The 23,732-nt window shown below is 62.9% G+C and carries 20 protein-coding genes; 13 read left to right on the top strand and 7 right to left on the bottom strand.

Features of this window, described 5'->3' with window-relative positions; all coding sequences use genetic code 11:
* The first annotated feature begins 3 nt into the window (after positions 1-3).
* Genes rpoB through BDK88_RS05460 form a run of 4 tightly spaced genes read left to right on the top strand, consistent with a single transcriptional unit; the run spans position 4 to position 6,382 of the window.
* Complete coding sequence (gene rpoB, locus BDK88_RS05445; RefSeq protein WP_092933226.1) at positions 4-1,833, top strand: DNA-directed RNA polymerase subunit B; 1,830 nt, start codon at positions 4-6, stop codon at positions 1,831-1,833.
* A gap of 3 nt (positions 1,834-1,836) precedes the next feature.
* Positions 1,837-4,764, top strand: a complete 2,928-nt coding sequence (locus BDK88_RS05450) for a DNA-directed RNA polymerase subunit A' (RefSeq protein ID WP_130499500.1) — start codon at positions 1,837-1,839, stop codon at positions 4,762-4,764.
* Positions 4,757-5,953: a DNA-directed RNA polymerase subunit A'' gene (rpoA2, locus tag BDK88_RS05455; RefSeq protein WP_130499501.1), complete on the top strand. Its 1,197-nt coding sequence runs from the start codon at positions 4,757-4,759 to the stop codon at positions 5,951-5,953. Before BDK88_RS05450 ends, rpoA2 begins: the two co-directional genes overlap by 8 nt.
* Before the next feature lie 3 nt (positions 5,954-5,956).
* A complete protein-coding gene (locus BDK88_RS05460) occupies positions 5,957-6,382 on the top strand; it encodes a NusA-like transcription termination signal-binding factor (protein ID WP_130499502.1) in 426 nt (141 codons plus the stop codon).
* Between the two features lie 35 nt (positions 6,383-6,417).
* Here BDK88_RS05460 and BDK88_RS05465 read toward each other — a convergent pair whose 3' ends face one another.
* Positions 6,418-7,041: a DUF4255 domain-containing protein gene (locus tag BDK88_RS05465; protein ID WP_130499503.1), complete on the bottom strand. Its 624-nt coding sequence runs from the start codon at positions 7,039-7,041 to the stop codon at positions 6,418-6,420.
* A 55-nt stretch (positions 7,042-7,096) separates the two neighbouring features.
* Here BDK88_RS05465 and BDK88_RS05470 point away from each other — a divergent pair, with 55 nt between their 5' ends.
* The 3 genes from BDK88_RS05470 to BDK88_RS05480 all read left to right on the top strand — a co-directional run bounded on the left by BDK88_RS05470 (position 7,097) and on the right by BDK88_RS05480 (position 8,457).
* Entirely contained in the window at positions 7,097-7,282 is a 186-nt protein-coding gene (locus tag BDK88_RS05470) for a hypothetical protein (protein WP_130499504.1), read from the top strand.
* A gap of 135 nt (positions 7,283-7,417) precedes the next feature.
* Positions 7,418-7,846, top strand: a complete 429-nt coding sequence (locus tag BDK88_RS05475) for a 30S ribosomal protein S12 (RefSeq protein WP_004267302.1) — start codon at positions 7,418-7,420, stop codon at positions 7,844-7,846.
* Between the two features lie 2 nt (positions 7,847-7,848).
* On the top strand, positions 7,849-8,457 hold the full coding sequence (locus BDK88_RS05480; protein ID WP_008008721.1) for a 30S ribosomal protein S7: 609 nt from the start codon (positions 7,849-7,851) through the stop codon (positions 8,455-8,457).
* Between the two features lie 223 nt (positions 8,458-8,680).
* Here BDK88_RS05480 and BDK88_RS05485 read toward each other — a convergent pair whose 3' ends face one another.
* Positions 8,681-9,436 (bottom strand): DUF5781 family protein, encoded by a 756-nt coding sequence (locus tag BDK88_RS05485; protein ID WP_130499505.1) that lies wholly within the window; start codon positions 9,434-9,436, stop codon positions 8,681-8,683.
* Between the two features lie 246 nt (positions 9,437-9,682).
* Between BDK88_RS05485 and BDK88_RS05490 the strand changes: the two genes are divergently transcribed.
* Positions 9,683-11,869, top strand: a complete 2,187-nt coding sequence (locus BDK88_RS05490) for an elongation factor EF-2 (protein WP_130499506.1) — start codon at positions 9,683-9,685, stop codon at positions 11,867-11,869.
* A gap of 226 nt (positions 11,870-12,095) precedes the next feature.
* On the opposite strand, the gene serS is transcribed toward BDK88_RS05490, so the two are convergent.
* Positions 12,096-13,475, bottom strand: coding sequence for a serine--tRNA ligase (serS, locus tag BDK88_RS05495; RefSeq protein WP_130499507.1), 1,380 nt, complete (start codon positions 13,473-13,475; stop codon positions 12,096-12,098).
* A gap of 118 nt (positions 13,476-13,593) precedes the next feature.
* Here serS and BDK88_RS05500 point away from each other — a divergent pair, with 118 nt between their 5' ends.
* On the top strand, positions 13,594-14,802 hold the full coding sequence (locus BDK88_RS05500) for a potassium channel family protein (RefSeq protein ID WP_130499508.1): 1,209 nt from the start codon (positions 13,594-13,596) through the stop codon (positions 14,800-14,802).
* Between the two features lie 163 nt (positions 14,803-14,965).
* Here the strand turns inward: BDK88_RS05500 and BDK88_RS05505 are convergent, their stop codons facing one another.
* The 4 genes from BDK88_RS05505 to BDK88_RS05520 form a co-directional block, all read right to left on the bottom strand.
* Positions 14,966-15,547, bottom strand: coding sequence for a magnesium transporter (locus BDK88_RS05505; protein WP_130499509.1), 582 nt, complete (start codon positions 15,545-15,547; stop codon positions 14,966-14,968).
* Positions 15,547-16,122, bottom strand: a complete 576-nt coding sequence (locus tag BDK88_RS05510) for a magnesium transporter (protein ID WP_130499510.1) — start codon at positions 16,120-16,122, stop codon at positions 15,547-15,549. Before BDK88_RS05510 ends, BDK88_RS05505 begins: the two co-directional genes overlap by 1 nt.
* A 216-nt stretch (positions 16,123-16,338) precedes the next feature.
* Complete coding sequence (crcB, locus tag BDK88_RS05515; RefSeq protein WP_130499511.1) at positions 16,339-16,767, bottom strand: fluoride efflux transporter CrcB; 429 nt, start codon at positions 16,765-16,767, stop codon at positions 16,339-16,341.
* Complete coding sequence (locus BDK88_RS05520; RefSeq protein WP_130499512.1) at positions 16,764-17,171, bottom strand: CrcB family protein; 408 nt, start codon at positions 17,169-17,171, stop codon at positions 16,764-16,766. Before BDK88_RS05520 ends, crcB begins: the two co-directional genes overlap by 4 nt.
* A 237-nt stretch (positions 17,172-17,408) precedes the next feature.
* Between BDK88_RS05520 and BDK88_RS05525 the strand changes: the two genes are divergently transcribed.
* The 4 genes from BDK88_RS05525 to BDK88_RS05540 all read left to right on the top strand — a co-directional run bounded on the left by BDK88_RS05525 (position 17,409) and on the right by BDK88_RS05540 (position 23,665).
* Positions 17,409-18,323: a cation diffusion facilitator family transporter gene (locus tag BDK88_RS05525; RefSeq protein ID WP_130499513.1), complete on the top strand. Its 915-nt coding sequence runs from the start codon at positions 17,409-17,411 to the stop codon at positions 18,321-18,323.
* Positions 18,324-18,504: 181 nt separating this feature from the next.
* Positions 18,505-19,425, top strand: a complete 921-nt coding sequence (locus BDK88_RS05530; RefSeq protein WP_130499514.1) for an MBL fold metallo-hydrolase — start codon at positions 18,505-18,507, stop codon at positions 19,423-19,425.
* Positions 19,426-19,562: 137 nt separating this feature from the next.
* Positions 19,563-21,611, top strand: coding sequence for an AMP-dependent synthetase/ligase (locus BDK88_RS05535; protein WP_130499515.1), 2,049 nt, complete (start codon positions 19,563-19,565; stop codon positions 21,609-21,611).
* A 170-nt stretch (positions 21,612-21,781) separates the two neighbouring features.
* Positions 21,782-23,665, top strand: coding sequence for a cation:proton antiporter domain-containing protein (locus BDK88_RS05540; protein WP_130499516.1), 1,884 nt, complete (start codon positions 21,782-21,784; stop codon positions 23,663-23,665).
* Positions 23,666-23,732: the final 67 nt, after the last annotated feature.

Here is a 23,732-nt window from a genome sequence, read left to right on the forward strand (position 1 = left end):
ATCATGAGCAGCCAACAACGAGAGGCGAAAGTCTACGTCAACGGGTCGCTGGTGGGGACCCACCCAGATCCACACGAATTAGCCGAACAGATCCGCGAAGCGCGACGCATCGGCGACGTCTCCGAGATGGTCAACGTCTCGGTCAAAGAGCGCACTCGCGAAGTGATCGTCAACGCCGACGCCGGCCGCGCACGCCGGCCGCTTCTGGTCGTCGAGGACGGTGAACCCCGCATCTCCGAACAGGAGATCGAGGCGCTCAAAGACGGTGACCTCGAGTTCGAGGACCTCGTCGATCACGGCTACATCGAGTTCATCGACGCCGAGGAAGAAGAGGACATCCTCGTGGCCGTGGACGAGGACGATCTCACCGAGAAACACACCCACCTCGAGATCGACCCGTCGCTGATCTTCTCGATCGGTGCGGGGATGATCCCCTACCCCGAACACAACGCCTCGCCGCGTATTACGATGGGAGCAGGGATGATCAAGCAGTCGCTTGGCCTGCCGAGCGCGAACTACCGGATCCGGCCGGACACGCGCCAGCACTTGCTGCACTACCCGCAGCTCTCGATGGTCAAGACCCAGACGACCGAACAGATCGGCTACGACGAGCGGCCGGCCGCACAGAACTTCGTCGTCGCCGTGATGAGCTACGAAGGGTTCAACATCGAGGACGCGCTGGTCATGAACAAAGCCAGCGTCGAGCGTGCGCTCGCACGCTCGCACTTCTTCCGCACGTATGAGGGCGAGGAACGCCGCTACCCTGGTGGCCAGGAAGACCGCTTCGAAATTCCGAGCCAGGACGTCCGCGGTGCCCGTGGCGAGGAAGCCTACGCCCATCTCGACGAGGACGGCCTCGTCAACCCCGAGACGAAAGTCGACGAGAACTCTGTCCTTCTCGGGAAGACCTCGCCGCCGCGATTCCTCGAGGAACCCGACGACATGGGCGGGCTCTCGCCCCAGAAACGCCGTGAGACCTCCGTCACCATGCGTTCGGGTGAATCGGGCATCGTCGACACCGTCACCCTCATGGAAGGCGAGGACGGCTCGAAACTCTCGAAGGTCTCGGTTCGTGACGAGCGGATCCCCGAACTCGGGGACAAGTTCGCGTCGCGACACGGCCAGAAGGGGGTCGTCGGCCACCTTGCACCCCAGGAGGACATGCCGTTTACCGAGGAAGGCGTCGTCCCTGACCTCGTCGTCAACCCCCACGCGCTGCCGTCGCGGATGACCGTCGGCCACATCCTCGAGATGATCGGCGGCAAACTCGGCGCGATGGAGGGCCGTCGCGTCGACGGGACGCCGTTCCTCGGCGAAGACAAAGACGAGCTTCGTGAGGGACTCGAGGACGCCGGCTTCGATTCGGCCGGCAAGGAGACCATGTACTCCGGGGTCACTGGCGAGAAGATCGAGGCCGAGATCTTCGTCGGCGTCATTTTCTACCAGAAGCTCTACCACATGGTCTCGAACAAGCTGCACGCCCGCTCGCGCGGGCCGGTGCAGGTGCTGACCCGCCAGCCGACGGAGGGTCGTGCCCGCGAGGGTGGCCTCCGAATCGGGGAGATGGAACGCGACGTGTTCATCGGCCACGGGGCGGCCATGACGCTGAAGGAACGACTCTTAGACGAGTCCGACCGTGAGTTCATCCACATTTGTGCAAACTGTGGCATGAGCGCGGTCGAAAACGTCGAACAACGGCGTGTCTACTGTCCGAACTGCGACGAGGAGACCGATATCCACGAGATCGAGATGAGCTACGCGTTCAAGCTCCTCTTAGACGAGATGAAAGCGCTGGGTATCGCACCGCGACTCGAACTGGAGGACGCCGTCTAAACCATGCAAGATACGACACCCAAAGACATCGGGCAACTCTCCTTCGGGCTCATGGAGCCCGAGGAGTATCGGGAGATGAGCGCGACGAAGATCATCACGGCCGACACCTACGACGACGACGGGTTCCCCATCGACATGGGGCTGATGGACCCGCGGCTGGGCGTTATCGACCCCGGCCTCGAGTGTAAGACCTGCGGCAAGCACTCGGGTTCCTGTAACGGCCACTTCGGCCATATCGAACTGGCCGCGCCGGTCATCCACGTCGGCTTTACGAAGCTCATTCGGCGACTCCTGCGGGGAACCTGTCGGGAGTGTTCCCGGCTGCTGTTGACCGAAGACGAGCGCGACGAGTTCCGCGACCAACTCGAGGAATCTCGGAAACTGAGTCGCGACCTCAACGACGTGACGAAGGCCGCGATCCGGCAGGCACGCAAGAAGGATCGCTGTCCGTTCTGTGGCGAGATCCAGTACGATATCGACCACGAGAAGCCGACCACCTACTACGAGGTCCAGCAGGTTCTTACAAGCGAGTACTCCCAGCGCATCGCCGGCGCGATGCAGGGCGACGAGGAGGCAGACGTCGAGCGAACGACGCCGGACGAACTCGCCGAGAAAACCGAGATCGACCTCACCCGGGTCAACGAGATCCTCTCGGGCTCGTTCCGTCCGCGAGAGAGTCAGCGCAAGGCCATCGAGAAGGCCCTGGACATCGACCTCACCGAGGAGGACACGAACAAGCTGATGCCCAGCGACATCCGGGACTGGTTCGAGGCGATTCCGGACGAGGACATCGAGGTACTCGGGATCAACCCCGAGCGCTCCCGTCCGGAGTGGATGATCCTCACCGTCCTCCCCGTCCCGCCGGTCACTGCACGGCCGTCGATCACGCTCGACAACGGGCAGCGCTCCGAGGACGACCTGACCCACAAGCTGGTCGACATTATCCGGATCAACCAGCGGTTCATGGAGAACCGCGAAGCCGGTGCGCCCCAGCTGATCATCGAGGACCTCTGGGAACTCCTGCAGTACCACGTCACGACGTTCATGGACAACGAGATTTCGGGCACGCCGCCGGCACGGCACCGCTCTGGCCGGCCGCTCAAGACCCTCTCCCAGCGCCTGAAAGGCAAGGAGGGTCGCTTCCGTGGCTCGCTGTCCGGGAAGCGTGTGAACTTCTCTGCACGTACTGTGATCTCGCCGGACCCGACCCTCTCGCTCAACGAGGTCGGTGTGCCGGATCGGGTCGCCAAAGAGATGACCCAGACGATGAACGTCACCGAACGCAATCTCGAGGACGCCCGTCGGTTCGTCTCGAACGGCCCCGAGGCCCACCCCGGCGCGAACTACGTCCGTCGGCCGGACGGCCGTCGGCTGAAGGTGACCGAGAAGAACTGCGAGCAACTCGCTGAGAAGGTCAAGGCTGGGTGGGAAGTCAACCGGCACATGATCGACGGCGACATCGTCATCTTCAACCGCCAGCCGTCGCTCCACCGGATGTCGATCATGGCCCACGAGGTCGTGGTCATGCCGTACAAGACGTTCCGGCTCAACACCGTCGTCTGTCCACCGTACAACGCAGACTTCGACGGCGACGAGATGAACATGCACGCGCTGCAAAACGAGGAGGCTCGCGCCGAGGCACGCGTGCTCATGCGGGTGCAAGAACAGATGCTCTCGCCGCGCTTCGGTGAGAACATCATCGGGGCGATTCAGGACCACATCAGTGGGATGTACCTGCTGACCCACGACAACCCGCGGTTCAACGAGACGCAGGCGCTTGACTTGCTGCGAGCGACCCGGATCGACGAACTGCCGGAACCCAGCGGCGTCGACGACGACGGCAAGCCGTTCTGGACCGGCTACGACGTCTTCTCCGAACTGCTGCCCGACGACCTGAACCTCGAGTTTACCGGCACTGTCGGCGACGAGGTCGTCATCGAAGACGGCCAGTTGCTCCAGGGGACCATCGCCGAGGACGAGGTCGGCGAGTTCGGCGGCGAGATCGTCGACACGATCACGAAGATCTACGGCAACACGCGTGCCCGGATCTTCGTCAACGAAGTCTCGACGCTGGCGATGCGGGCGATCATGCACTTCGGGTTCTCGATCGGGATCGACGACGAGACCATCCCCGAGGAAGCCCAGGAACGCATCGACGAGACCCTCGAGGACGCCAACGACCGCGTCGAAGAGCTGATCGAGGCTTACGAGCGCAACGAACTCGAGAGTCTCCCCGGTCGGACGATCGACGAGACCCTCGAGATGAAGATCATGCAGACGCTCTCCCGTGCGCGTGACAATGCCGGGAACATCGCCGACGACCACTTCGAAGACGACAACCCAGCGGTTGTCATGGCCAACTCCGGTGCACGTGGGTCGATGCTCAACCTGACCCAGATGGCCGGTGCGGTCGGCCAGCAGGCAGTTCGTGGCGAGCGAATCAACCGTGGCTACGAGGACCGGACCCTCAGCCACTACGAGCCCAACGACCTCTCGGCGGAAGCCCACGGCTTCGTCGAGAACTCCTATACGAGCGGCCTGACCCCGCGGGAGTTCTTCTTCCACGCGATGGGTGGCCGCGAGGGGCTGGTCGACACTGCAGTCCGAACCTCCAAGTCCGGCTACCTGCAGCGCCGCCTTATCAACGCCCTCTCCGAACTCGAGACCCAATACGACGGCACCGTCCGGGACACTTCGGATACGATCGTCCAGTTCGAGTTCGGTGAGGACGGCACTTCGCCCGTCAAGGTCTCCTCCGGCGAGGAGAACAACATCGACGTCGACCAGATCGCCAGCCGCGTGCTCGACTCCGAGTTCGAGTCCGAAGCCGACAAACAGGAGTTCCTCGGCTCGCGGCCGCGGCCGACCAACCTCTCGGAACACGCAGACGATCGCCTTGCCGAGGGCACGGAGGTGACCTCCGATGACTGAAGTCGACTACGACGTCGACGACGACACCATCGCGGTCGTCGAGGACACCGATCTGCCACGGCGACTCAAAAACGAGGTCTACGAGACGCTCGAGGCCCGCGAGGACGCGACGGTCGAGGACGCCGACGAACTCGCAAAGGCCGTCGAGACCCGCTACCTCGATACCCGTGTCGATCCGCTCGATCCCGTCGGCACCGTCAGCGCCCAGTCGATCGGCGAACCGGGGACCCAGCTGACGATGAACACGTTCCACTACGCGGGGGTCGCAGAGATCGACGTGACCCAGGGGCTGCCCCGCCTCATCGAGCTTGTCGACGCCCGGAAAACGCCGGACACGCCGATGATGACCGTCTACCTCGAGGGCGACTACGCTACCGAGCGCGAGCGCGCCCACGAGGTCGTCTGGAAGATCGAAGCCACCAAGATCCTCGCGCTGGGTGACGTCTCGACGAACGTCGCGGACATGCGCGTCCAGATCTCGCTCAACGAGGACACGCTGAAAGAGCGGCTGATTACGCCCGAGGAAGTCGCCGAAATCATCGAGGATTCGCTGGGTGTCAAGACGATCCAGCAAGGAACCCAGATCGAGTTTGGCCCGGAGGAACCCTCGTATCGGGATCTCCTCCAGCTCGTCGAGGAGCTGCGCGATATCACGTTCAAGGGCATCGAGGACATCTCTCGGGTCGTTATCCGCCGTGAGGAAATGGACGACGGCAGCGAAGAGTTCGTCCTCTACACTGAGGGGTCGGCCTTTGGCGACGTCCTGGAGATCGAAGGCGTCGACGCCTCGCGGACGACGTGTAACAACATCCACGAGATCAGGCGCAACCTCGGTATCGAGGCGGCCCGCGAAGCGATCATCGAGGAGACGAACAACACGCTGGCAGAGCAGGGGCTTGACGACGTCAACGTCCGCCACCTGATGCTCGTCGCGGACATGATGACCAACCGCGGTGAGATCGAGTCGATCGGTCGCCACGGCATCTCGGGCTCGAAGGACTCGGTGCTCGCTCGTGCGGCGTTCGAGGTGACGGTCAACCACCTGCTCAACGCTGCGATCCACGGCGAGATCGACGAGTTAGACGGCGTGACGGAGAACGTCATCGTCGGGAAGCCGATCAAACTCGGAACTGGCGACGTCGACCTCCGGATGGGGTCGACTACCTCCGGGAGCAGTCAGGCCGACTGATCGATGGGGGTTACGCTCGCCGACGACGCCCGGCAGTATCTCGCCGCCTTCGAGGACGTCACCGGTGTCGCCGGCCGCGACTGTCTCGTCACCGACGGCGGCGACAGTCTCCTGATCGTCGTCGAACGCGGCGGCATGGGCGAAGCGATCGGCCCTGACGGCCGGACGATCCAGCGGTTCGAGGATCGTGTCGACGCGCAGGTGCGACTCGTCGAAGACGCGGCCGATCCCGAGACGTTCGTCGCGAACGCGCTTGCGCCGGCAGCCGTCTACAACGTCACGATCAGCGAGAACAACGACACCGTCGCCTACGTTGAAGTCGCCGAAGCCGACCGCGGGGTCGCGATCGGAACCAACGGGCGGACGATCGAGGCCGCCCGCACCCTCGCAGAGCGCCACTTCGAGATCGACGACGTGCAGTTGCTGTAGGCACGCGCCCGGGTCCGTCGGTCCACGGATTCCACTCATTCTGCGTGTCGATCGGACGTCTCCGACCGTCGGCCAACCGTCGTCTCGTGTTCTTCAACGCGGGTAAATTCCGATTCGTTCAGTGACTGGATCACCACTGGACTGACCTCGATCGTCGCCGACGGCTGGTGGCTCACGTCGGAAAGCTGTGACCACAGCGACAGTACCTCCTCGACTGGTTCGTCGACGATCGAAATCGAAAGCGGTTGCTCCTGGCCGAGCGGGGCGGGAGCGTCGGCAGGCTCGATCCGACTGTTGTCGTGAAACAGCTGGAGGGCTGCGCCGAGACGCTGTTGCCGTTTGAAGGGATTCGTCTGTCCCGTATCGTCGTTTTCACCACCGTCGTCGACGGCGTATGCGGTCACGAGATAGCGTACTGAAAGCGCCAGCGGCCGGTCCTGTCGTGCTGTCCCAGAGATGGTTCGGCTGCCCGATCCCATCGCGGTGTCCGTTTCGATCCGATACGGATAGAGCGTGATATCGACACTCGAGAGCGAGTCGATGTCGTCGGGGGACGCCACCTCGATCCGATTCGAACCGATGGGGCTCCGCTCGCCAGCGTTTGCCTTCAGGAGCTCGAGTAACACGTTGCTGACGTCGGCAATGGCGCTATATGTCATTAGATAGTGGGTATTGAGTCAGCACTTATATCTATTAACCACAAACCTGATTTTTATGTCGATACGCAAAACAAAGCAACTCGGCGATCGGCCGTTCCCGTTCGTATCCAGCGCGGTACTTCTGGTCGAGCCGCTCTTTCACTTCTCGGTCGGTTGGCTCCCGGAGATGCTCATGACACGGAGCGAACCGTCGATCGAGCACTCGGCGTTCGGAAACCTCTCGCCTGCCGAGCGTCGCTAACCCGTGCTCCGCCCGTAACTCGAGTCGTCGAAACGGCCGCAGATTCGGCGAGCGATGTATCTAAAGCGATCTCGAGCCGTCTCGCTGATTCGAAACGGGTCGCTTAAGTGGCTTCAACGGATAGCGACGGGTACTATGGCAAACGGCAAATATGCCGCGCGCAAGCTCAAGAAGGACCGCCAGAACCAGCGGTGGTCCGACTCTGACTACGCGCGCCGCGCCCGTGGACTTCGCGAGAAGTCCGATCCCCTCGAGGGAGCGCCCCAGGCTCGCGGTATCGTACTCGAAAAGGTCGGCATCGAGGCAAAACAGCCGAACTCGGCGATCCGAAAGTGCGTCCGAGTCCAGCTGATCAAAAACGGCAAGCAGGTCACCGCGTTCTGTCCCGGTGACGGCGCAATTTCGTTCATCGACGAACACGACGAAGTCACCATCGCCGGTATCGGTGGGGCAAAGGGTCGTGCGATGGGTGACCTCTCGGGCGTCAACTACAAGGTTGACAAGGTCAACGGCGTCGCGCTGAAGGAACTCGTTCGCGGAAACGCGGAGAAACCGGTGCGATAATCATGGCGGCAGAAGATCAACCGGACCCAGACGCGCCGGCCGGCGGCGCAGACGTCTCGGCGAAGCTCTTCGGCGAGTGGGAAATCGGCGAAATCGAGTACGCCGACCCCTCGACCGAGCGCTACATCACGGTTTCGCCCGTCGCTCACACCGCGGGTCGCCACGCCAGCAAGCAGTTCAAGAAATCCGAAATCTCGATCGTCGAGCGCTTCATCAACCGCTTGATGCAGACTGAAGAGAACACGGGCAAGAAACAGCAGACGCTCAACTACGTCCGTGATGCGTTCGAGCTCATTCACGAGCGCACCGAGGACAACCCGATTCAGGTGCTCGTGACGGCCGTCGAGAACGCGGCCCCGCGAGAGGAGACCGTCCGCCTGAAATACGGTGGGATCTCGGTCCCGAAGGCCGTTGACGTCGCTCCCCAGCGTCGTGTCGACCAGGCCCTGAAGTTCCTCTCCGAGGGTGTCTACAACGACTCGTTCAAGACGGCGACGCCCGTCGAAGAGGCCATCGCCAGCCAGCTTATCGGCGCGGCCAACTACGACGTCCAGACCTACGCGGTGAGCCAGAAAGAAGAAAAAGAGCGCGTCGCGGCAGCCGCACGCTAACGCGATCCGTCGAGTTCGTTTTCGACGGTGTTCTCATTGTGCTGTCTCTCGAAGTGTTCTCATCGCGGTTACTCCGGGAATTTTCAGTGCCACCCCGAGCTATCAGCGCCATCGGTGCTGCCCCATCCAGTCGATACACGACCCCATCCGTTTCCTGTCACTAGTTACCATGTATATGTGGCCATCCTGCGGTCCCACCGGCACTGACTGACAGCAGCCCGTATCAGTCCGCGGCAAGACGCTCGCTGCTGGTGTACGATCGCGTCGCGTCGACGAGCACCTGTCGGTAGGTACTCGTGTCTGGCTCTTGTGCGAGTTCCCGAAAGCGCCGTTTGAACTCCTGGAAATCGACTTCTGGTGCGTCCATTGCGGCCACGTGCGCGAGATCGTAGAGTCGGTGTTCGTCATCGACGAGGTCGTGTCGTTCCGCAAGTGCGAGTGCGAAGGCTGCGTTGACCGCTGTAATCTCGGGATCGGCGCTCGGTGAGAGTCGCTCGAGACCGGGCCGTGGTGGCGTCTCGGGTCGGTCGACGACTGCTGCGGCGAGACTCGACTCGAGAAAGGAGAGCAGTTTCTCGCCGGGGCCGACCGAGAGCGTGATGTCGTCGGCGTAGATATCTTTCATGTGGTTTGCGATCTGGTAACAGTGTGAGAGCTTGCGCCGCTCGACGCGTTTGCCGGCCAGTGCAAGATAGAGGACTTCCTCGGTTGACTGGGTGTGAGACGGATGTTGTTGTTCGTGGCGGACCATGTGGGCGAACTCGTGGAGGGCGAGTTCGCGGGCCATCGCCGACGAGGCAGCCTGTTGTGAGATGTTGAGCACGTGGCGGTCGTCGTAGTGGGCAGCCCAGGTCCGTTCGTCGGGATCGTCCCGGAGGTGAACGTAAACCGGCAGCGAGAGATCGTGTTCGGTCTCGAAGAGATCTTGGGCACTGAGAAACGGCGCGGTCGGGCCAGCCCCCTGGACACGTATATCCATGCTTGTACGTACCAAGGGATCCAGCGCTATTACAGTGACGGCTCCCGTCACGTTTCGAACGGGAATGACCTGGGCCGCGACGGATGCAGTGTCCACTCCAGTACGCCCGACCGCCGTTCACCCTCAAACTGCGTGGCATTCACTCACGCAAATTGGACATTCCGGCGCTCGAACCGTGAAATACGACGGATTTCGGCGGCGACGAAACACTACCCTTTTGACCCCGCTGGCGGTAACAGGGTGTATATGGGCCGACGCAAAAAGATCGTCCAAGAGTGTGAACGGCTGATGGACGAACCGGAGAACATCCGGAACATCGCCATCGCCGCTCACGTCGACCACGGCAAAACGACGCTTTCTGACAACCTCCTCGCTGGTGCCGGCATGATCTCCGACGAGACTGCCGGCGAACAACTCGCGATGGACACGGAAGAAGACGAACAGGAACGTGGGATCACCATCGACGCAGCAAACGTGTCGATGACCCACGAGTATGAGGGCACGAACCACCTCATCAACCTTATCGACACGCCGGGCCACGTTGACTTCGGTGGCGACGTGACGCGTGCGATGCGTGCCGTCGACGGTGCGCTCGTCGTTGTCGACGCCGTCGAAGGGGCGATGCCCCAGACCGAGACGGTGCTCCGTCAGGCGCTTCGTGAGGGTGTCAAGCCGACCCTGTTCATCAACAAGGTCGACCGCCTCATCTCCGAGCTGCAGGAAGGTCCCGAAGAGATGCAGAAACGACTCCTCGCCGTCATCCAGGACGTCAACGAACTCATCCGTGGGATGACCGAGGACATGGACGACATCGACGACTGGACCGTCTCCGTCGAAGACGGTACCGTCGGCTTCGGGTCCGCGCTGTACAAGTGGGGTGTCTCGATGCCCTCGATGCAGCGTACCGGCATGGACTTCGGCGAGATCATGGAACTCGAGCGCGCCGACAAGCGCCAGGAACTCCACGAGCGGACGCCCCTGTCGGACGTCGTCCTCGACATGGTCTGTGAGCACTTCCCGAACCCTGTCGACGCTCAGCCCCGCCGTATCCCACGCATCTGGCGTGGTGACGACGAATCCGACCTTGCCGAGGAGATGCGTCTCGTCGACGAGAACGGCGACGTCGTCTTCATGGTCACCGACATCGCGATGGACCCACACGCTGGCGAAGTCGCTTCCGGTCGTGTCTTCTCGGGCTCCCTCGAGAAGGGTCAGGAGCTGTACGTCTCGGGCACCGCGGGCAAGAACCGCGTCCAGAGCGTTGGCATCTACATGGGTGGCGAACGCGAGGAAGTCGATCACGTTCCTGCAGGGAACATCGCGGCCGTCACCGGCCTGCGTGACGCGATCGCCGGTTCGACCGTCTCGAGCGTCGAGATGACGCCCTTCGAGTCGATCGAACACATCTCGGAGCCGGTCATCACGAAGAGCGTGGAGGCCCAGACGATGGACGACCTCCCCAAACTCATCGAGACGCTCCGACAGGTCTCGAAAGAGGACCCAACGATCCAGATTACGATCAACGAGGACACTGGCGAGCACCTGATCTCCGGGCAGGGTGAACTCCACCTCGAGGTCATCACCCAGCGTATCGAGAAGAACCAGGGCATCCCGGTCAACACCGGTGAGCCGATCGTCGTCTACCGCGAGGCCATCGACCGTGCAAGCGATGAGGTCGAAGGCATCTCGCCAAACCGTCACAACCGCTTCTACATCTCCGCCGAGCCGCTCAGCGAGGAGATCGTCGAGACGATCCGGATGGGAGAGGCGTCGATGAACATGCCCGAACTCGAGCGCCGTGAATCGCTCCAGGAAGCCGGCATGGACAAAGAGGACTCCCAAGTCGTCGAGCACATCCACGGCACGAACATCCTGCTCGACCAGACGAAAGGTATCCAGCACCTGAACGAGACGATGGAGCTGTTCATCGAGGGACTCGAGGAAGCCCTCGACAACGGCCCGCTCGCCAACGAGCCGGTTCAGGGAACGCTCATCCGTCTGCACGACGCCAAGCTCCACGAGGACACCATCCACCGTGGTCCCGCACAGGTCATCCCCGCAACCCGCGAGGCTGTCCACAAGTCGCTGATCGACGGCCAGATCAAGATGATGGAGCCGATGCAGGACGTTCGTATCGACGTGCCGAACGACCACATGGGCGCTGCTTCCGGCGAGATTCAGGGCCGCCGTGGCCGCGTCGACGACATGTACCAGGAAGGTGACCTCATGGTCGTCGAGGGTATCGCACCTGTCGACGAGATGATCGGCTTCGCGAGCGACATCCGCTCTGCGACCGAGGGTCGTGCCTCCTGGAACACCGAAAACGCCGGCTTCGAGTTCATGTCCGACTCCCTCCAGCGCGAGAAGATCATGGAGATCCGCGAGCGCAAGGGTATGAAGCTCGAACTGCCGCCAAGCATCGACTACATCTAATCCGGCTACTCCGACGGGCACCAGCCCGTCACTCTGCTGTTATTGCCGTTTTCTTTCGACGCTGGGCCTCGAGCGACAGCATTCTGCAGGCGAGAATGTCTCTGTTAAACTCGTCTTCAGACCCGCTGCGAGTGCTAGCCCTGTCAATCCCTGTGCGTTTTGGCAGCGGCGAGAAAATATCGCTTCCACAAGAGGCTACCGCTCGCTGACGAGGGGGATCGAGCGGTTACTCGCGCTCGCCCGCACCGAGTGCCGACTCGCCGACCTTCTCGTGGCCCTCGATGACTTCTTTGCCACCCATATACGGCTGCAGGGGCTCGGGGATGGTCACCGTGCCGTCCTCGTTCTGGTAGTACTCGAGGATCGCCACCATCACCCGCGGAATCGCCAGCCCCGAGGCGTTCAGGGTGTGCAGATACTCGGCCGATTCGTGGCGCTCGGGTCGGTAGCGCAGGCCGGCCCGTCGTGCCTGGAAGTCCTCGAAGTTCGACGCCGAGGAGACCTCGAGCCAGCGCCCGCCCTGTTCGGGGCCGTCGTCCATGTCGTCGCCGGGGGCCCAGACCTCGATGTCGTAGGTTTTCGCGGAGGCGAATGTCAGATCGCCGGTACAGAGCTCGAGAATGCGGTAGGGAAGCCCGAGGCGTTTGAGGACCTCTTCAGCCTCGCCGAGCAGTTCCTCGAGGCGGTCGTAGCTGTCCTCGGGTTCGACGAAGTTGACGAGTTCGACCTTGTTGAACTGGTGGACGCGGACGATGCCACGGGTTTCGGTGCCGTGTTCGCCGGCCTCGCGCCGGAAGTTAGGCGTGTACGCCTGGTGTTTCAGCGGGAGATCGTCGTCCAGGAGGATCTCGTTGGCGTACATATTGGTGACCGGCACCTCCGCGGTGGGACAGAGCCAGAGGTCCTCGTCGTCGTATTCTTCCTCGTTGCTGCCGCCCAGCCGATAGGCGTCGTCGGCGAACTTCGGCAGTTGGCCGGTGCCGCGCATCGAGGTGCTCTTGACCGGAACTGGCGGGAAGACGTCGACGTAGCCCTGCTCGCGGTGGATGTCCATCATGAACTGGATCAGGGCGTGTTCCAGTTGCGCGCCCTCGCCTTTGAGGAAGTAAAAGCCCGAGCCGGTCGTCTTGGCGGCGCGTTCCTCGTCGATGATGTCCAGATCCTCGCCGAGGTCGTAGTGTGGGGTGACCTCGTCGGGCAGGTCACGCAAGTCGTCGAAGCCCCAGCGACGGTCCTCGACGTTGTGACGCTCGTCAAGTCCCAGCGGGACGCTCTCGTCGGGGACCTGTGGAATCTCGAGGATGCGTTCTCGGAGTTCGTCCTCGAGTTCGACGCCTTCTTCCTCGACTTCTTCGATCTCGGCTTTGAGTTCCCGCGAGCGCTTGATGGCTTCCTCGCGCTCCTCGTCTTTACCGTCAGCGACGAGTTTGCCGATCTTTTTCGTGATCTGGTTGCGCTCGTGGCGCAGGTCGTCGCCGCGTGCTTTCAGCTCGCGCCAGCGTTCGTCGAGTTCGAGGAACTCGTCGAGATCGACGTCGGCCCCGCGGTTCTCGAGGGCGTCGCGCACCTCCTCCGTGTTCTCGCGTATATAGGTCCGGTCGAGCATTGGTCTTGCCAGTGCGTTCTTTGTGCCCGGGCAAAACCGTGTCGGAAGGCTGTGTCTTCCGAGCGCCTGCGACGGTGGCGGGAAACGTTTTTTTCGTCGGCGGGCCGACTCTCGAGACATGGACCCGCTCGAGGGCGAGACGACGTCAGCGTCGGTCGAGTACGAGCCCGTCAGCGTCAAAGACGTACTCGTGGAGATGAAAGACACTGCCGAGCTGTTGATCGACCTCTCGTACTCGGCGGTCCTCCACCGGAGCGAGGAACTCGCCACCGAGGTCCTCCGACTCGAAGAGCGCATGGACGTCCTCGAGCTACGCGCGCGGATGAGCCTCCTGATGGCTGCACGGAAGCCGGCCGATGCCGAACAGCTCGCTCCCGTGTTGGGGATCGTAGGCGCGGCCGACGGGATCAGCGACGCCGCTGGCGATATTGCCAAAATCGTCCTCGAGGACATGGGGCTGCCCGAGGCAATGCGGGCGGCGCTGCCGGAGGCGGCGGGGACGCTGGTCCGTGGCGTCGTCGACCCGAACTCGCCGTATACAGGTCGGACGCTCAAGGACATCGACCTCGAGTCCGAGACGGGCGTCCGCGCGATCGCGCTTCGGCGTGGCACGGACTGGCTACTCAATCCAGGGCCGAACACGCGCGTCGAGGCCGACGACGTGGCGTTGTTACGCGGCCCTGACTCGTCAATCGGCGACGTTTACGAGACGTTGACCGGCGAGGGCTACGAGGCACCGACCGTCGAGGCTCCCGATATCGACGATCTCGAGCGGGCCGTCGATACGATCATTCACATGAAAGACTTCTCGGAGCTGGCGGTCGACCTGGCTTACAGCAGCGTGCTGTTCGACAGCGAGGAACTCGCCGAGGAGGTCCGTAATCTCGAGGTCGAAGTCGACGCGATGCAGTCGCGGTTCGAGGCCTGGACGCTTCGGGCGGCCGCCGACGCGAGCGATCCGGTCGTCTTGCGGGGGCTGATTCAGCTTGGCAACTCGACGGAGCGGATCAGCGACAGCGCGATCGAGATCAGCGAGGGTGTCCTGCGAGATATCGACGTCCACCCAGTCGTGCAACTGGCCGTTCAGGAGAGCGACGAGATCATCACCCGCGTCGTGGTCGATCCGGACAGCGACCTCGACGACACTGCAGTGACCGCCGGCGTGCCCGATGCCGACTCGATGATGTCGGTGATCGCCATCCGCCGACCCGGCGAGGGGTGGCTGCTGGTCGCCGACGCCGACGCCGAGTTACGCGGCGGCGACGTGCTGATCTCGAAGGGGACCCGAACGGCCGCAGCCGACTTCCGCGAACTCGCGACCGCGTAACGTTGATTCGGGCCCCGGTCGCCATTTAAGTACCTCTAGTCACAAGATAGAGCTATGACGGGAAGTCGTCCGTTCTCGCGTATTCTCACTTCCTAGCACAGCAGCCGTCTTCGCCACGGTCTCGACACTCGAGCGTGGCTGTGATCGCTCGGCCATTCACGGTTCAGTTCAGCACGATGATCGCGACGCCCGAGAGGACGACCACGCCGAGGATATCACAGAGGTTCGTGACCACCGGAATCGTGGTGTCGTCAGGATCGAGGCCCCGCGTGTAGGAGACGTAGGTCGCAGCGAGACTCAATCCGATCGCGATCACCGCCAGGGACATGCCGCTACTGATCGAGATGAGCAACAACTCGCCGAGTGCCATCGGCTCGGCGATGAGCTGGCCGACAACCCAGGCGGCGACGCCAAGCGCTGAAAAGACCGTCGCCGCCAGCCCCAGAATCGCGATTACGTTCGTCCACAGCACCTCGTCGCGAACGTCGAACTCGAGGACGCCCAGGTGAAGCCGCGTCGAGAGCCGCGAGGAGAGGATCGCACCGAGATTCCCGCCCATCCCGATCATCACGGGGACGAGCACCAGCAGGGTCGGATTCCCGAGGTAGGTTTCCTGGAGTTCCTCGAGGACGTAGCCCGATCCCATCTCGAGAACGGAGAGCCCGATCAGAATGGGGAACATCGTCCCGACGATGTGGCTGATCGTCCAGGTATCGAGTGCGTCATCAGCGTCGGCGGCCGCCATCAGAAGATCACCTCGGCGAACGTGAGTGCGATAAAGAGGAAGACGACGCCGAAGAAATCGCCGAGCGTGGTGACGATCGGGCCGATCAGGTTGTCCGGATCGAGGCCGTACTCGTAGCTTGCAAACACCAGCGCCAGCAAGCCGAAAATCAGCGTCGTCGACGTGAACACCCCCGAAACGACCATGATCGAAACGAGTTCGATGAGCCGTGCCGATTCTCGCCCCAACACCTGTAAGAGCCCCCATGAAAGGACGGCGATGAATACCGAAACACCGATTCCGTTAATAAAGGAGGCGGCGACGGCGTTGACCAGCCGTCGATCCCACGAGAATTCGGGGTCGATCATCCCCTGATGGAGGCCACTCGAGATCCGCGCGCCCAGTGCGCCGTAGACGTTCCCGCGGGTCGCGAGGAACGCGGGCAGCAACAACAGCATGCCGGGAAAGCGCTCGAACCCTTCAGTCATCCCCTCGGAACCGAGCACCGATCCCGCGAAGATGCCGCCGGCGAGACTGACCACGAGGATCGGCAGCGACTCGCGGTAGATACGCCACGCGGATTGGCGACCCTCCATAGCGGCGAATGACGTAGTCCGAACATAAACCTACCGCGGGTCGAACGCGAGTAAACCGCTCGAGCCCGTGCGGGTTGCTATCGGTCCTGAACGAACGCGAACGTGTTTTGACGCACGCGAGCGGCGACGCGTCCTCATACGGTTTACTGTAACGAGTTACCGGTGCAACCGCAGGGCGGTCGCGGTTGCACCGGCAATGACTTACAGTAGACCGTATCACAGAGGAGTCACAGCGACAAGCGCCCAGGCAAGTCCGATCGCCGCGAGCGAACACGCCAGATTGGCGACGGCGTTGGCGATCGCGCGGGCGCGGTCGCCGCGCTCGTACAGTCGGACGGTTTCGACCGAAAACGACGAAAAGGTCGTAAACGAGCCACAGATTCCGGTGCCGACCAGTTGCAGTGTCGACTCGCCTGCGCCCGCGAGCACCACGAGTCCGAGGGCGAAACTGCCAATGACGTTGACGGCGACCGTCGACAGCGGGAATTGGCTACTCGGGACGCGACTCGAGACCTGCTGGCCGACCCAGTAGCGCAACAGCGCACCGATCGCCCCGCCGGTGCCGACGATATGAGCCGGATCGGGATCGACGGTGACGAGGCTGCCGGCGAGTGCGTCCGCAACGATCGGCGGACTCGCGCTCATGCGGTCTCACCGCCGGTCGGTTGTGGCGTCTCGAGTCGGCGGGCGAGCGCGCGTCCCGCGAGGACCCCGGCGAATCCGAGCCCGTAGTTGGCGGCGACGATTCCGCCGATCGCGAGCGGGCCCGCCGCGAACGCGGTCTGAAGTGCGAACGTGCTGTAGGTCGTCAGCGAGGAGAGAAAGCCGGTCGCGAAGACGGTCCGCGTCCGTGAGCCGATGTGACCCGTATACTCGGCTTCGTAGACCAGAAAGCCAAGCACCGCACTTCCGACGGCGTTGACGAGGACGATCGACGGCACGTCCGCGAACAGATCCATCGCGAACAGCCGGAGGTTCGAGCCGGCGAAGCCGCCGACGGCGATCAGTGCGAGCGTCTCGAGTCGAACGAGGGGATGATCGGCTGCCATAGCGAGGTGTGTGGCAGGGACCGTCAGCCGACCGTCGCTCGGCGTGTGCTGGCAGCGACGCCAGACACGAACCGTCACGTATCGCCCGGCAGTTGGGTCAGGCGGGCCCCATCGCCCAGTTGTCTCGTCTCTCTTTGTTGCCCCTCAATGAGGATTCCGAAAGCCAGCCGGCGGGTCCCGACCAGTTCGAAAACCGGAACGAAAAAAGCCAAGGTTAGACTGCCTCTAAACCGAGCTATGGCCGAAGACGGTACCACCGACGGCGGGCGAAGCGGGTTCGCGCGAGCGTCGTGGGTGAACGTCCTCGGGAACGTCGCCAAGATCGTCGCCGAGGGGGCGGCGGGTTATGCCTTTGGCAGCGTTGCCTTGCTGGCGGACGCAGCTCACTCAGTGGCCGATCTCGTCGCCAGCGTCGTCGTGCTCGTCTGGGGACGAAGCGCGTTCGACGAACCCGACGAGACGCACCCACACGGGCACGATCGAATCGAACCGCTGACGGCGCTGTTCGTCGGTGCCGTCATCGCACTCCTCGGCCTCAATCTCCTCTACCGATCGCTCGAGGGGATCATCTCCGGAACCGGCGTCGAGTTCAGTCCGTTGTTGCTCGCGGCGCTCGTGCTATCGATCGTGGATATGTATCTCGTCTACCGCTACACCGTCCGAGTCAACGAGCGGCTGGAGTCGACCGCGCTCACCGCGCTCGCGGTGGACTGTCTGAACGACATCTATACGTCGATCGCCGCGATCGTCGGCGTGCTCGGCGTACTGGTCGGTGTCCCGCTGCTCGACCCTCTCGCCGGCGGACTGGTCAGTCTGCTGGTCGTCTATCAGGGCGTCGAGATCGGCAAAGAAAACGTCGAGTATCTTATCGGCGCTGCCCCCTGTCCCGAAAAGCGCGCGGAGATCACCCATACCCTGCGGTGTCACCCGGCCGTCCAGGGCATCCACGACCTGACCGTCTTCTACGATGGGACCGTCCTCGAGGTCGAAGTCCACGCCGAGGTCGACGGCGACATTCCCTTCCGAGAGGCTCACGACGTCGAATCGGAGCTGGTCACTCGGTTGAGCGGGATCGACGACGTCGGTGATGCACACGTTCACCTCGATCCGTCCGGGATCGGCGAATGGAAGGACTCGATCGACGACGACTGATACGGTTTGCTGTAACGATGTACCGGTGCAACCGCAGGGCGGTCGCGGTTGCACCGGTAATGATTTACAGTAGACCGTATGAGACCGGTTGCAGTCACTGACTGATAGGTATCGTATGAAATCCGACCGCCGATTAGCCGCGACGCGAGCTTTTATGCTACGTGACGACAGGCTACCCGGTATGGAAGTCGGAGACGTCCGCGAGGTCACGACTGGAGACTGTTCGGATCTCTATTATCTCGATACGGGGATGTACGACACGAACGAGTACGGGGCCGTTTACATCATCGACGACGACCGCCCTGCCGTCGTCGACACCGGCATCGGCACCAACTACGAGCTGGTCCGCGAGGCACTGGCCGAGGTCGGCATCGACGAGGACGACCTCGAGGTCATCGCACTCACCCACATCCATCTCGACCATGCCGGCGGCGCAGGCTTTCTCGCCGCCGACTATCCGGACGCCGACGTCTACGTCCACCCGATCGGCACCGACCACATGGTCGACCCCTCACGGCTGGTCGCGGGGACGAAAGCAGCCGTCGGCCAGCAGTGGCAATATTACGTCGAACCCGAGCCCATTCCGGAAGCGCGGATCGTCGAAATCGAGGATGGCGACAGCATCGATCTCGGAACCCACGAGCTACGCGTCCACGGAGCACCGGGCCACGCGCCACATCAGGTGGTCTTCGAAGATCCCCAAAACAACGCGGTTTTCGTCGCCGACGCCGCCGGGATCTGGGTCCCCGAAATCGAAGAAATCCGGGTGACATCGCCACCCTCGAACTTCGACTTCGAGCAGTGTCTTGCAGACCTCGAGACGCTCGAGGCGCTCGATCCCGATGTGCTCTGCTATCCCCACTTCGGTCCCCGATTCGTCGGCGACGACGTCGAGACGGCCCTCGAGGAGTACGCGACCGTCCTCGAGGAGTGGGTCGACGCGGTCGCACAGAAACGAGACGAACTCGAGGACGACGAGGCGGTCATCGAGCATTTCGCCGCGACGACCGATATGGCCGACGTCTGGGGCGAGGAGAAAGCCAGCGAGGAGGCGAAGCTGAACACCCGCGGCGTCCTGGGCTATCTCGCGCACCGGGAATGATCGTCGCCGCAGTGGGTGAGTGGCACCGTCTCGAGTGACACAGTCGAATCGATTCCTGCCGAGCGGGGAATAAACGTGTCAACACCTGCTAACGGTTTCATCACGTTTTATCTCCATGGCTGACATTCTCACGCGGTATGGGCTGGCGGGACGCCGAACGAGAGTACGTGGACGCGGTCATCGGGGACACCCCACTCGGGCAACTGTTCGAAGACGCCGCCGCGCGCAATGCGAACCGGCCGGCACAGCAGTACAAAGGCGGTGTCTACGAGCGATCGCTGACCGAGTCGGCGTTGCCCGCTGCGACACCCGGCGAGTTCCGACCGATCTCGTACGCCGAGATGCGCACGATCGTCCGCCGGCTCTCGGCCGGCTTTCACACGCTCGGCGTTGAGCGCGGCGATCGGATCGCCATCTTCTCTGCGACGCGCATGGAGTGGGCGCAGACGGATTTCGCCCTGCTGTCGGCCGGTGCGGTCGTCACGACCGTCTACACGGGGTCCTCGCCAGAGCAGGTTCACTACCGGCTCGACGACCCCGACGCCGACGGCGTCATCGTCGAGAACGAAGCCCTGCTCGAGCGAGTCCTCGCCGTCGAGGACGACCTCGATCTCGAGTTTCTCGTCTCGATCGACGCCCTCGAGGGCTACGACGACCGTGACGATATTCTGACGCTCGGGGAGGTCTACGACCGCGGCGAGGAGAGCTTCGATCGCGAAGCCTACGAGACACGCCTCGCGGAGACGGACCTCGACGATCTGGCAAGTCTGATCTACACCAGCGGGACGACAGGCCAGCCCAAGGGCGTTCAACTGACCCACGGGAACTTCCGGTCGAACGTCAACGGCGTTCGGAAACGCTTCGGGCCACGACCGGACAAAGCCGACGACGTGCCGACGCTCGACGAGGAGTCGGTGGCCGTGTCGTACCTCCCGCTGGCACACGTTTTCGAGCGGACCGCCGGCCACTTTGTGCCGTTTGCAAGCGGGGCCTGTGTCGCCTACGCGGAGCGTCCGGACACGCTCCAGGAGGATTTCAGCGCTGTCGAACCGTCGATGGCGACCAGCGTTCCACGTGTCTACGAGACGATCTACGACACGATTCGCGAGGAGGCGAGCGACTCGAGCGTCACAGCGCGCCTGTTCGAGTGTGCGACCGACGTCGGCGTCGCGTACCAGCAGGCCGACTCACCGGGACTGCTTCTGAGTGCCAAACAGGCGATTGCCGACAAACTGGTCTTCTCGTCGGTCCGGGAGGCACTCGGCGGCAACCTCGAGTTGCTGATCAGCGGCGGCGGCAGCCTCTCGGCGGAGCTCTGTCGGCTCTATCACGCGATGGGGCTGCCAATCTACGAGGGCTACGGCCTGACCGAGACCGCGCCGGTCGTCTCGACGAACCCACCGGACGCCGTAACAATTGGGACGATCGGGCCGCCGCTGTCGAACGTCGAAGTGCGCGTCGACGAGACCGTCGTCGATCAGGCGGCGTTTGCGGACGATCCCGGCGCAGTCGGCGAACTCCTCGTGTGCGGGCCAAACGTCACGCAGGGCTACTGGAACGACCCCGCAGCGACACGGCGTGCGTTTACGGACGACGCTCTCGAGAGTCGCACGGAATCCGAGCCACCGGACCGCTCAAGCGACTCTCTCTCGAAAGAAGCCCAACCGGCTGGGGAGGCGGACGATGCGCCGGCTGGCCGATGGTTCCGAACCGGCGACATCATCCATATCCGTCCCGACGGCTACCTCGAGTTTCGCGATCGACTCAAACAGCTCATCGTTCTCTCGACGGGGAAAAACGTCGCTCCTGGGCCGCTCGAGGACGCCTTCGCCGCCAGTGAGGTCGTCGACCAGGCGATGGTCGTCGGCGACGGCGAAAAGTTCGTCGGGGCGTTGCTGGTGCCGAACGAGGCACACATTCGGTCGTGGGCCGAGGCGGAGGGGATCGACTTGCCCGACGAGTCACAGCCACTGTGTGACGACGAGCACGTTCGCGCGTACGTCCAACGAGAGGTCGATCGGATCAACACGGAGTTCCAGCCACACGAGACGATCAAACGGTTCGAACTCGTCCCCCGGGAATTCACCGAGGAAAACGACATGCTCACGCCGACGATGAAAAAGAAACGCCGAGTCATTATGGACCGGTTCGAGGACCGAATCGACCGACTGTACGCGAGTGCGTGACCGGCTGCTGTCGTGCGATCTGGTGTCGTCTAGCACTCGGCGACTGTCTCGCCATACCCGTGTCTCGACGTATCTCACAGGAGTTATCCTATTCGAGTGTCTTCGTTGAAACGAATGGATAGCGCTGCTGTATCGGTTTCCCGACTGGCCGCAGCCCGGGAGCTGAAGCCATGAGCGCGGCTGGTGGCGGTAATCTGCTCGTCCTCGTCGCCGTCATCGTCGGGCTCGGCGTCGTTTCACAGCTCCTCTCGGCGAAGTTTCGAGTTCCGAGCGTCCTCTTTCTCATCGTCGCTGGCGTCGCCATCGGTCCGGAGGGGCTCGGCGTCCTGTCGGTCGAGTCGTTCGGCGGGGGCAGCGGGCTCTCGACGATCGTCGGACTGAGCGTCGCGATCATCGTCTTCGAGGGTGCGTTCCACCTCAAGATCAGCAAGATCAGGAAAGCACCAGCAGCCGTGTTGCGGCTAACGACGATCGGCGCGGCGATCGCGCTTGTGGGGACCGCCGCCTCGGTTCGCTTTTTCCTCGAGGCCCAGTGGGATATCGCACTGTTGATCGGCGCGCTCTTGGTCGCGACCGGGCCGACGGTCGTCACGCCGATCCTGAAAGTCGTTCCCGTCCGCGATCGGGTCGCAGCGACCCTCGAGACGGAGGGGATCGTCAACGACGTGACGGCGGCGATCCTGGCGGTCGTGCTGTTCAAGGCGATGACCGTCCGGGAGCTAACCCCCGATGTCTACCTCCAGTTGTTCGCCGAGCGACTTGGAACGGGCCTGCTCGTCGGCGTCGTCGTCGCGACGATCGTCTGGGCGCTGTTGCAGTACGTCGATCTCTCGCCGGACAATGCGCCACAGAACGCGCGATTGCTCACGCTTGCGGGGGCGATCGTCGCCTTCGGCGCGGCCGACTACGTCTTCTCCGAGGCGGGCGTCGCGGCCGCAGCGACGGCTGGGTTGATCCTCGGCAATGCCGATCTTCCGTACGAGGAGGATATCGCGGCGTTCAAAGGCGACATCACCTTGCTCGTCCTTTCGTTTGTCTTCATTACGCTCGCGGCGTTGCTCGAGTTCGAGCAGCTGTTCGCGCTCGGACTCGGCGGTGTGGCCGTCGTCGTCGCCGTGATGTTCGTCTTGCGACCGCTGCTGGTCTTCCTGTCGACTCGCGGCGACCGGTTTACGTTCCGCGAGACGCTGTTTATGAGCTTTGTCGGCCCACGCGGGATCATTCCAGCCTCGGTCGCGACGCTGTTTGCGATCCGCCTGCAGACGGCCGAGGCACCGACGAACCCGGCCGGCGCGGATCTGCTCGTCGGGACGGTCTTTCTCGTTATCCTCGTGACGGTCGTCTTGGAGGGCGGGTTTGCCAGACAGATCGCAGAACAACTCGACGTGATACCAATGCGTGTACTCATCATCGGCGGCGGCCGTGTCGGTCGCTCGCTGGCAGAACGGCTCGAAGCGCGCGGTGAAAACGTGGTCTTGATCGAAGACGATCGGTCGACCCTCAAAGAACTTCGCAACGACGGCTTTACTGCTCGCGAGGGCGACGGGACCGACATCGACGTGTTGCAGGGGGCAGGTGCGGAGAACGCACGCACCGTCATCGCAGCGACCGGTAACGACGACGTCAACCTCCTCGTGGCACAGCTCGCCCGGTCGAAGTTCGATGTCGAGACGGTCATCGCCCGGGCGAACAACCCCTCGAACGTCGACGCCTTCGAAGAGCTCGACGTCGAGACGATCTCGGCTGCCGAGTCGACCGCGTGGGCGATCGACAACGTGATCGAACGCCCCGCGCTCTCGAACTGGATGTCCGAACTCGGCCGGTCGGGCGACGTTCAGGAGATCGAAGTCACTGACGAGAACCTCGTCGGAAAACGGGTCGTCGACGTCGGTGACGAACTCCCAAGCGGCGTTCTCATTGCGCTTGTGAGTCGGAACGGGACCAACGAGGTCCCGTCAGCCGAGGTCGAACTGCAGAAAGGCGATCACATCACGCTTATTGGCAGGACCGACGCGGTCCGCGAGGCCATCGAGCGGTGTGGCAAACCCGTCTAACCGGACTCGAGACAGAACACAGGGCTGAGATCCGTCCAACCGACACCGTTTTGCACCCGTATCCATC

The organism is Natrinema hispanicum (assembly GCF_004217335.1).
GTDB classification, from domain to species: Archaea; Halobacteriota; Halobacteria; order Halobacteriales; family Natrialbaceae; genus Natrinema; species Natrinema hispanicum.

Bases quoted from the DNA above. Each gene is read 5' to 3' on its own strand.
- rpoB (WP_092933226.1), top strand. From the start codon at position 4: ATGAGCAGCCAACAACGAGAGGCGAAAGTCTACGTCAACGGGTCGCTG.
- BDK88_RS05450 (WP_130499500.1), top strand. From the start codon at position 1,837: ATGCAAGATACGACACCCAAAGACATCGGGCAACTCTCCTTCGGGCTC.
- rpoA2 (WP_130499501.1), top strand. From the start codon at position 4,757: ATGACTGAAGTCGACTACGACGTCGACGACGACACCATCGCGGTCGTC.
- BDK88_RS05460 (WP_130499502.1), top strand. From the start codon at position 5,957: ATGGGGGTTACGCTCGCCGACGACGCCCGGCAGTATCTCGCCGCCTTC.
- BDK88_RS05465 (WP_130499503.1), bottom strand. From the start codon at position 7,041: ATGACATATAGCGCCATTGCCGACGTCAGCAACGTGTTACTCGAGCTC.
- BDK88_RS05470 (WP_130499504.1), top strand. From the start codon at position 7,097: ATGTCGATACGCAAAACAAAGCAACTCGGCGATCGGCCGTTCCCGTTC.
- BDK88_RS05475 (WP_004267302.1), top strand. From the start codon at position 7,418: ATGGCAAACGGCAAATATGCCGCGCGCAAGCTCAAGAAGGACCGCCAG.
- BDK88_RS05480 (WP_008008721.1), top strand. From the start codon at position 7,849: ATGGCGGCAGAAGATCAACCGGACCCAGACGCGCCGGCCGGCGGCGCA.
- BDK88_RS05485 (WP_130499505.1), bottom strand. From the start codon at position 9,436: ATGGATATACGTGTCCAGGGGGCTGGCCCGACCGCGCCGTTTCTCAGT.
- BDK88_RS05490 (WP_130499506.1), top strand. From the start codon at position 9,683: ATGGGCCGACGCAAAAAGATCGTCCAAGAGTGTGAACGGCTGATGGAC.
- serS (WP_130499507.1), bottom strand. From the start codon at position 13,475: ATGCTCGACCGGACCTATATACGCGAGAACACGGAGGAGGTGCGCGAC.
- BDK88_RS05500 (WP_130499508.1), top strand. From the start codon at position 13,594: ATGGACCCGCTCGAGGGCGAGACGACGTCAGCGTCGGTCGAGTACGAG.
- BDK88_RS05505 (WP_130499509.1), bottom strand. From the start codon at position 15,547: ATGGCGGCCGCCGACGCTGATGACGCACTCGATACCTGGACGATCAGC.
- BDK88_RS05510 (WP_130499510.1), bottom strand. From the start codon at position 16,122: ATGGAGGGTCGCCAATCCGCGTGGCGTATCTACCGCGAGTCGCTGCCG.
- crcB (WP_130499511.1), bottom strand. From the start codon at position 16,767: ATGAGCGCGAGTCCGCCGATCGTTGCGGACGCACTCGCCGGCAGCCTC.
- BDK88_RS05520 (WP_130499512.1), bottom strand. From the start codon at position 17,171: ATGGCAGCCGATCATCCCCTCGTTCGACTCGAGACGCTCGCACTGATC.
- BDK88_RS05525 (WP_130499513.1), top strand. From the start codon at position 17,409: ATGGCCGAAGACGGTACCACCGACGGCGGGCGAAGCGGGTTCGCGCGA.
- BDK88_RS05530 (WP_130499514.1), top strand. From the start codon at position 18,505: ATGGAAGTCGGAGACGTCCGCGAGGTCACGACTGGAGACTGTTCGGAT.
- BDK88_RS05535 (WP_130499515.1), top strand. From the start codon at position 19,563: ATGGGCTGGCGGGACGCCGAACGAGAGTACGTGGACGCGGTCATCGGG.
- BDK88_RS05540 (WP_130499516.1), top strand. From the start codon at position 21,782: ATGAGCGCGGCTGGTGGCGGTAATCTGCTCGTCCTCGTCGCCGTCATC.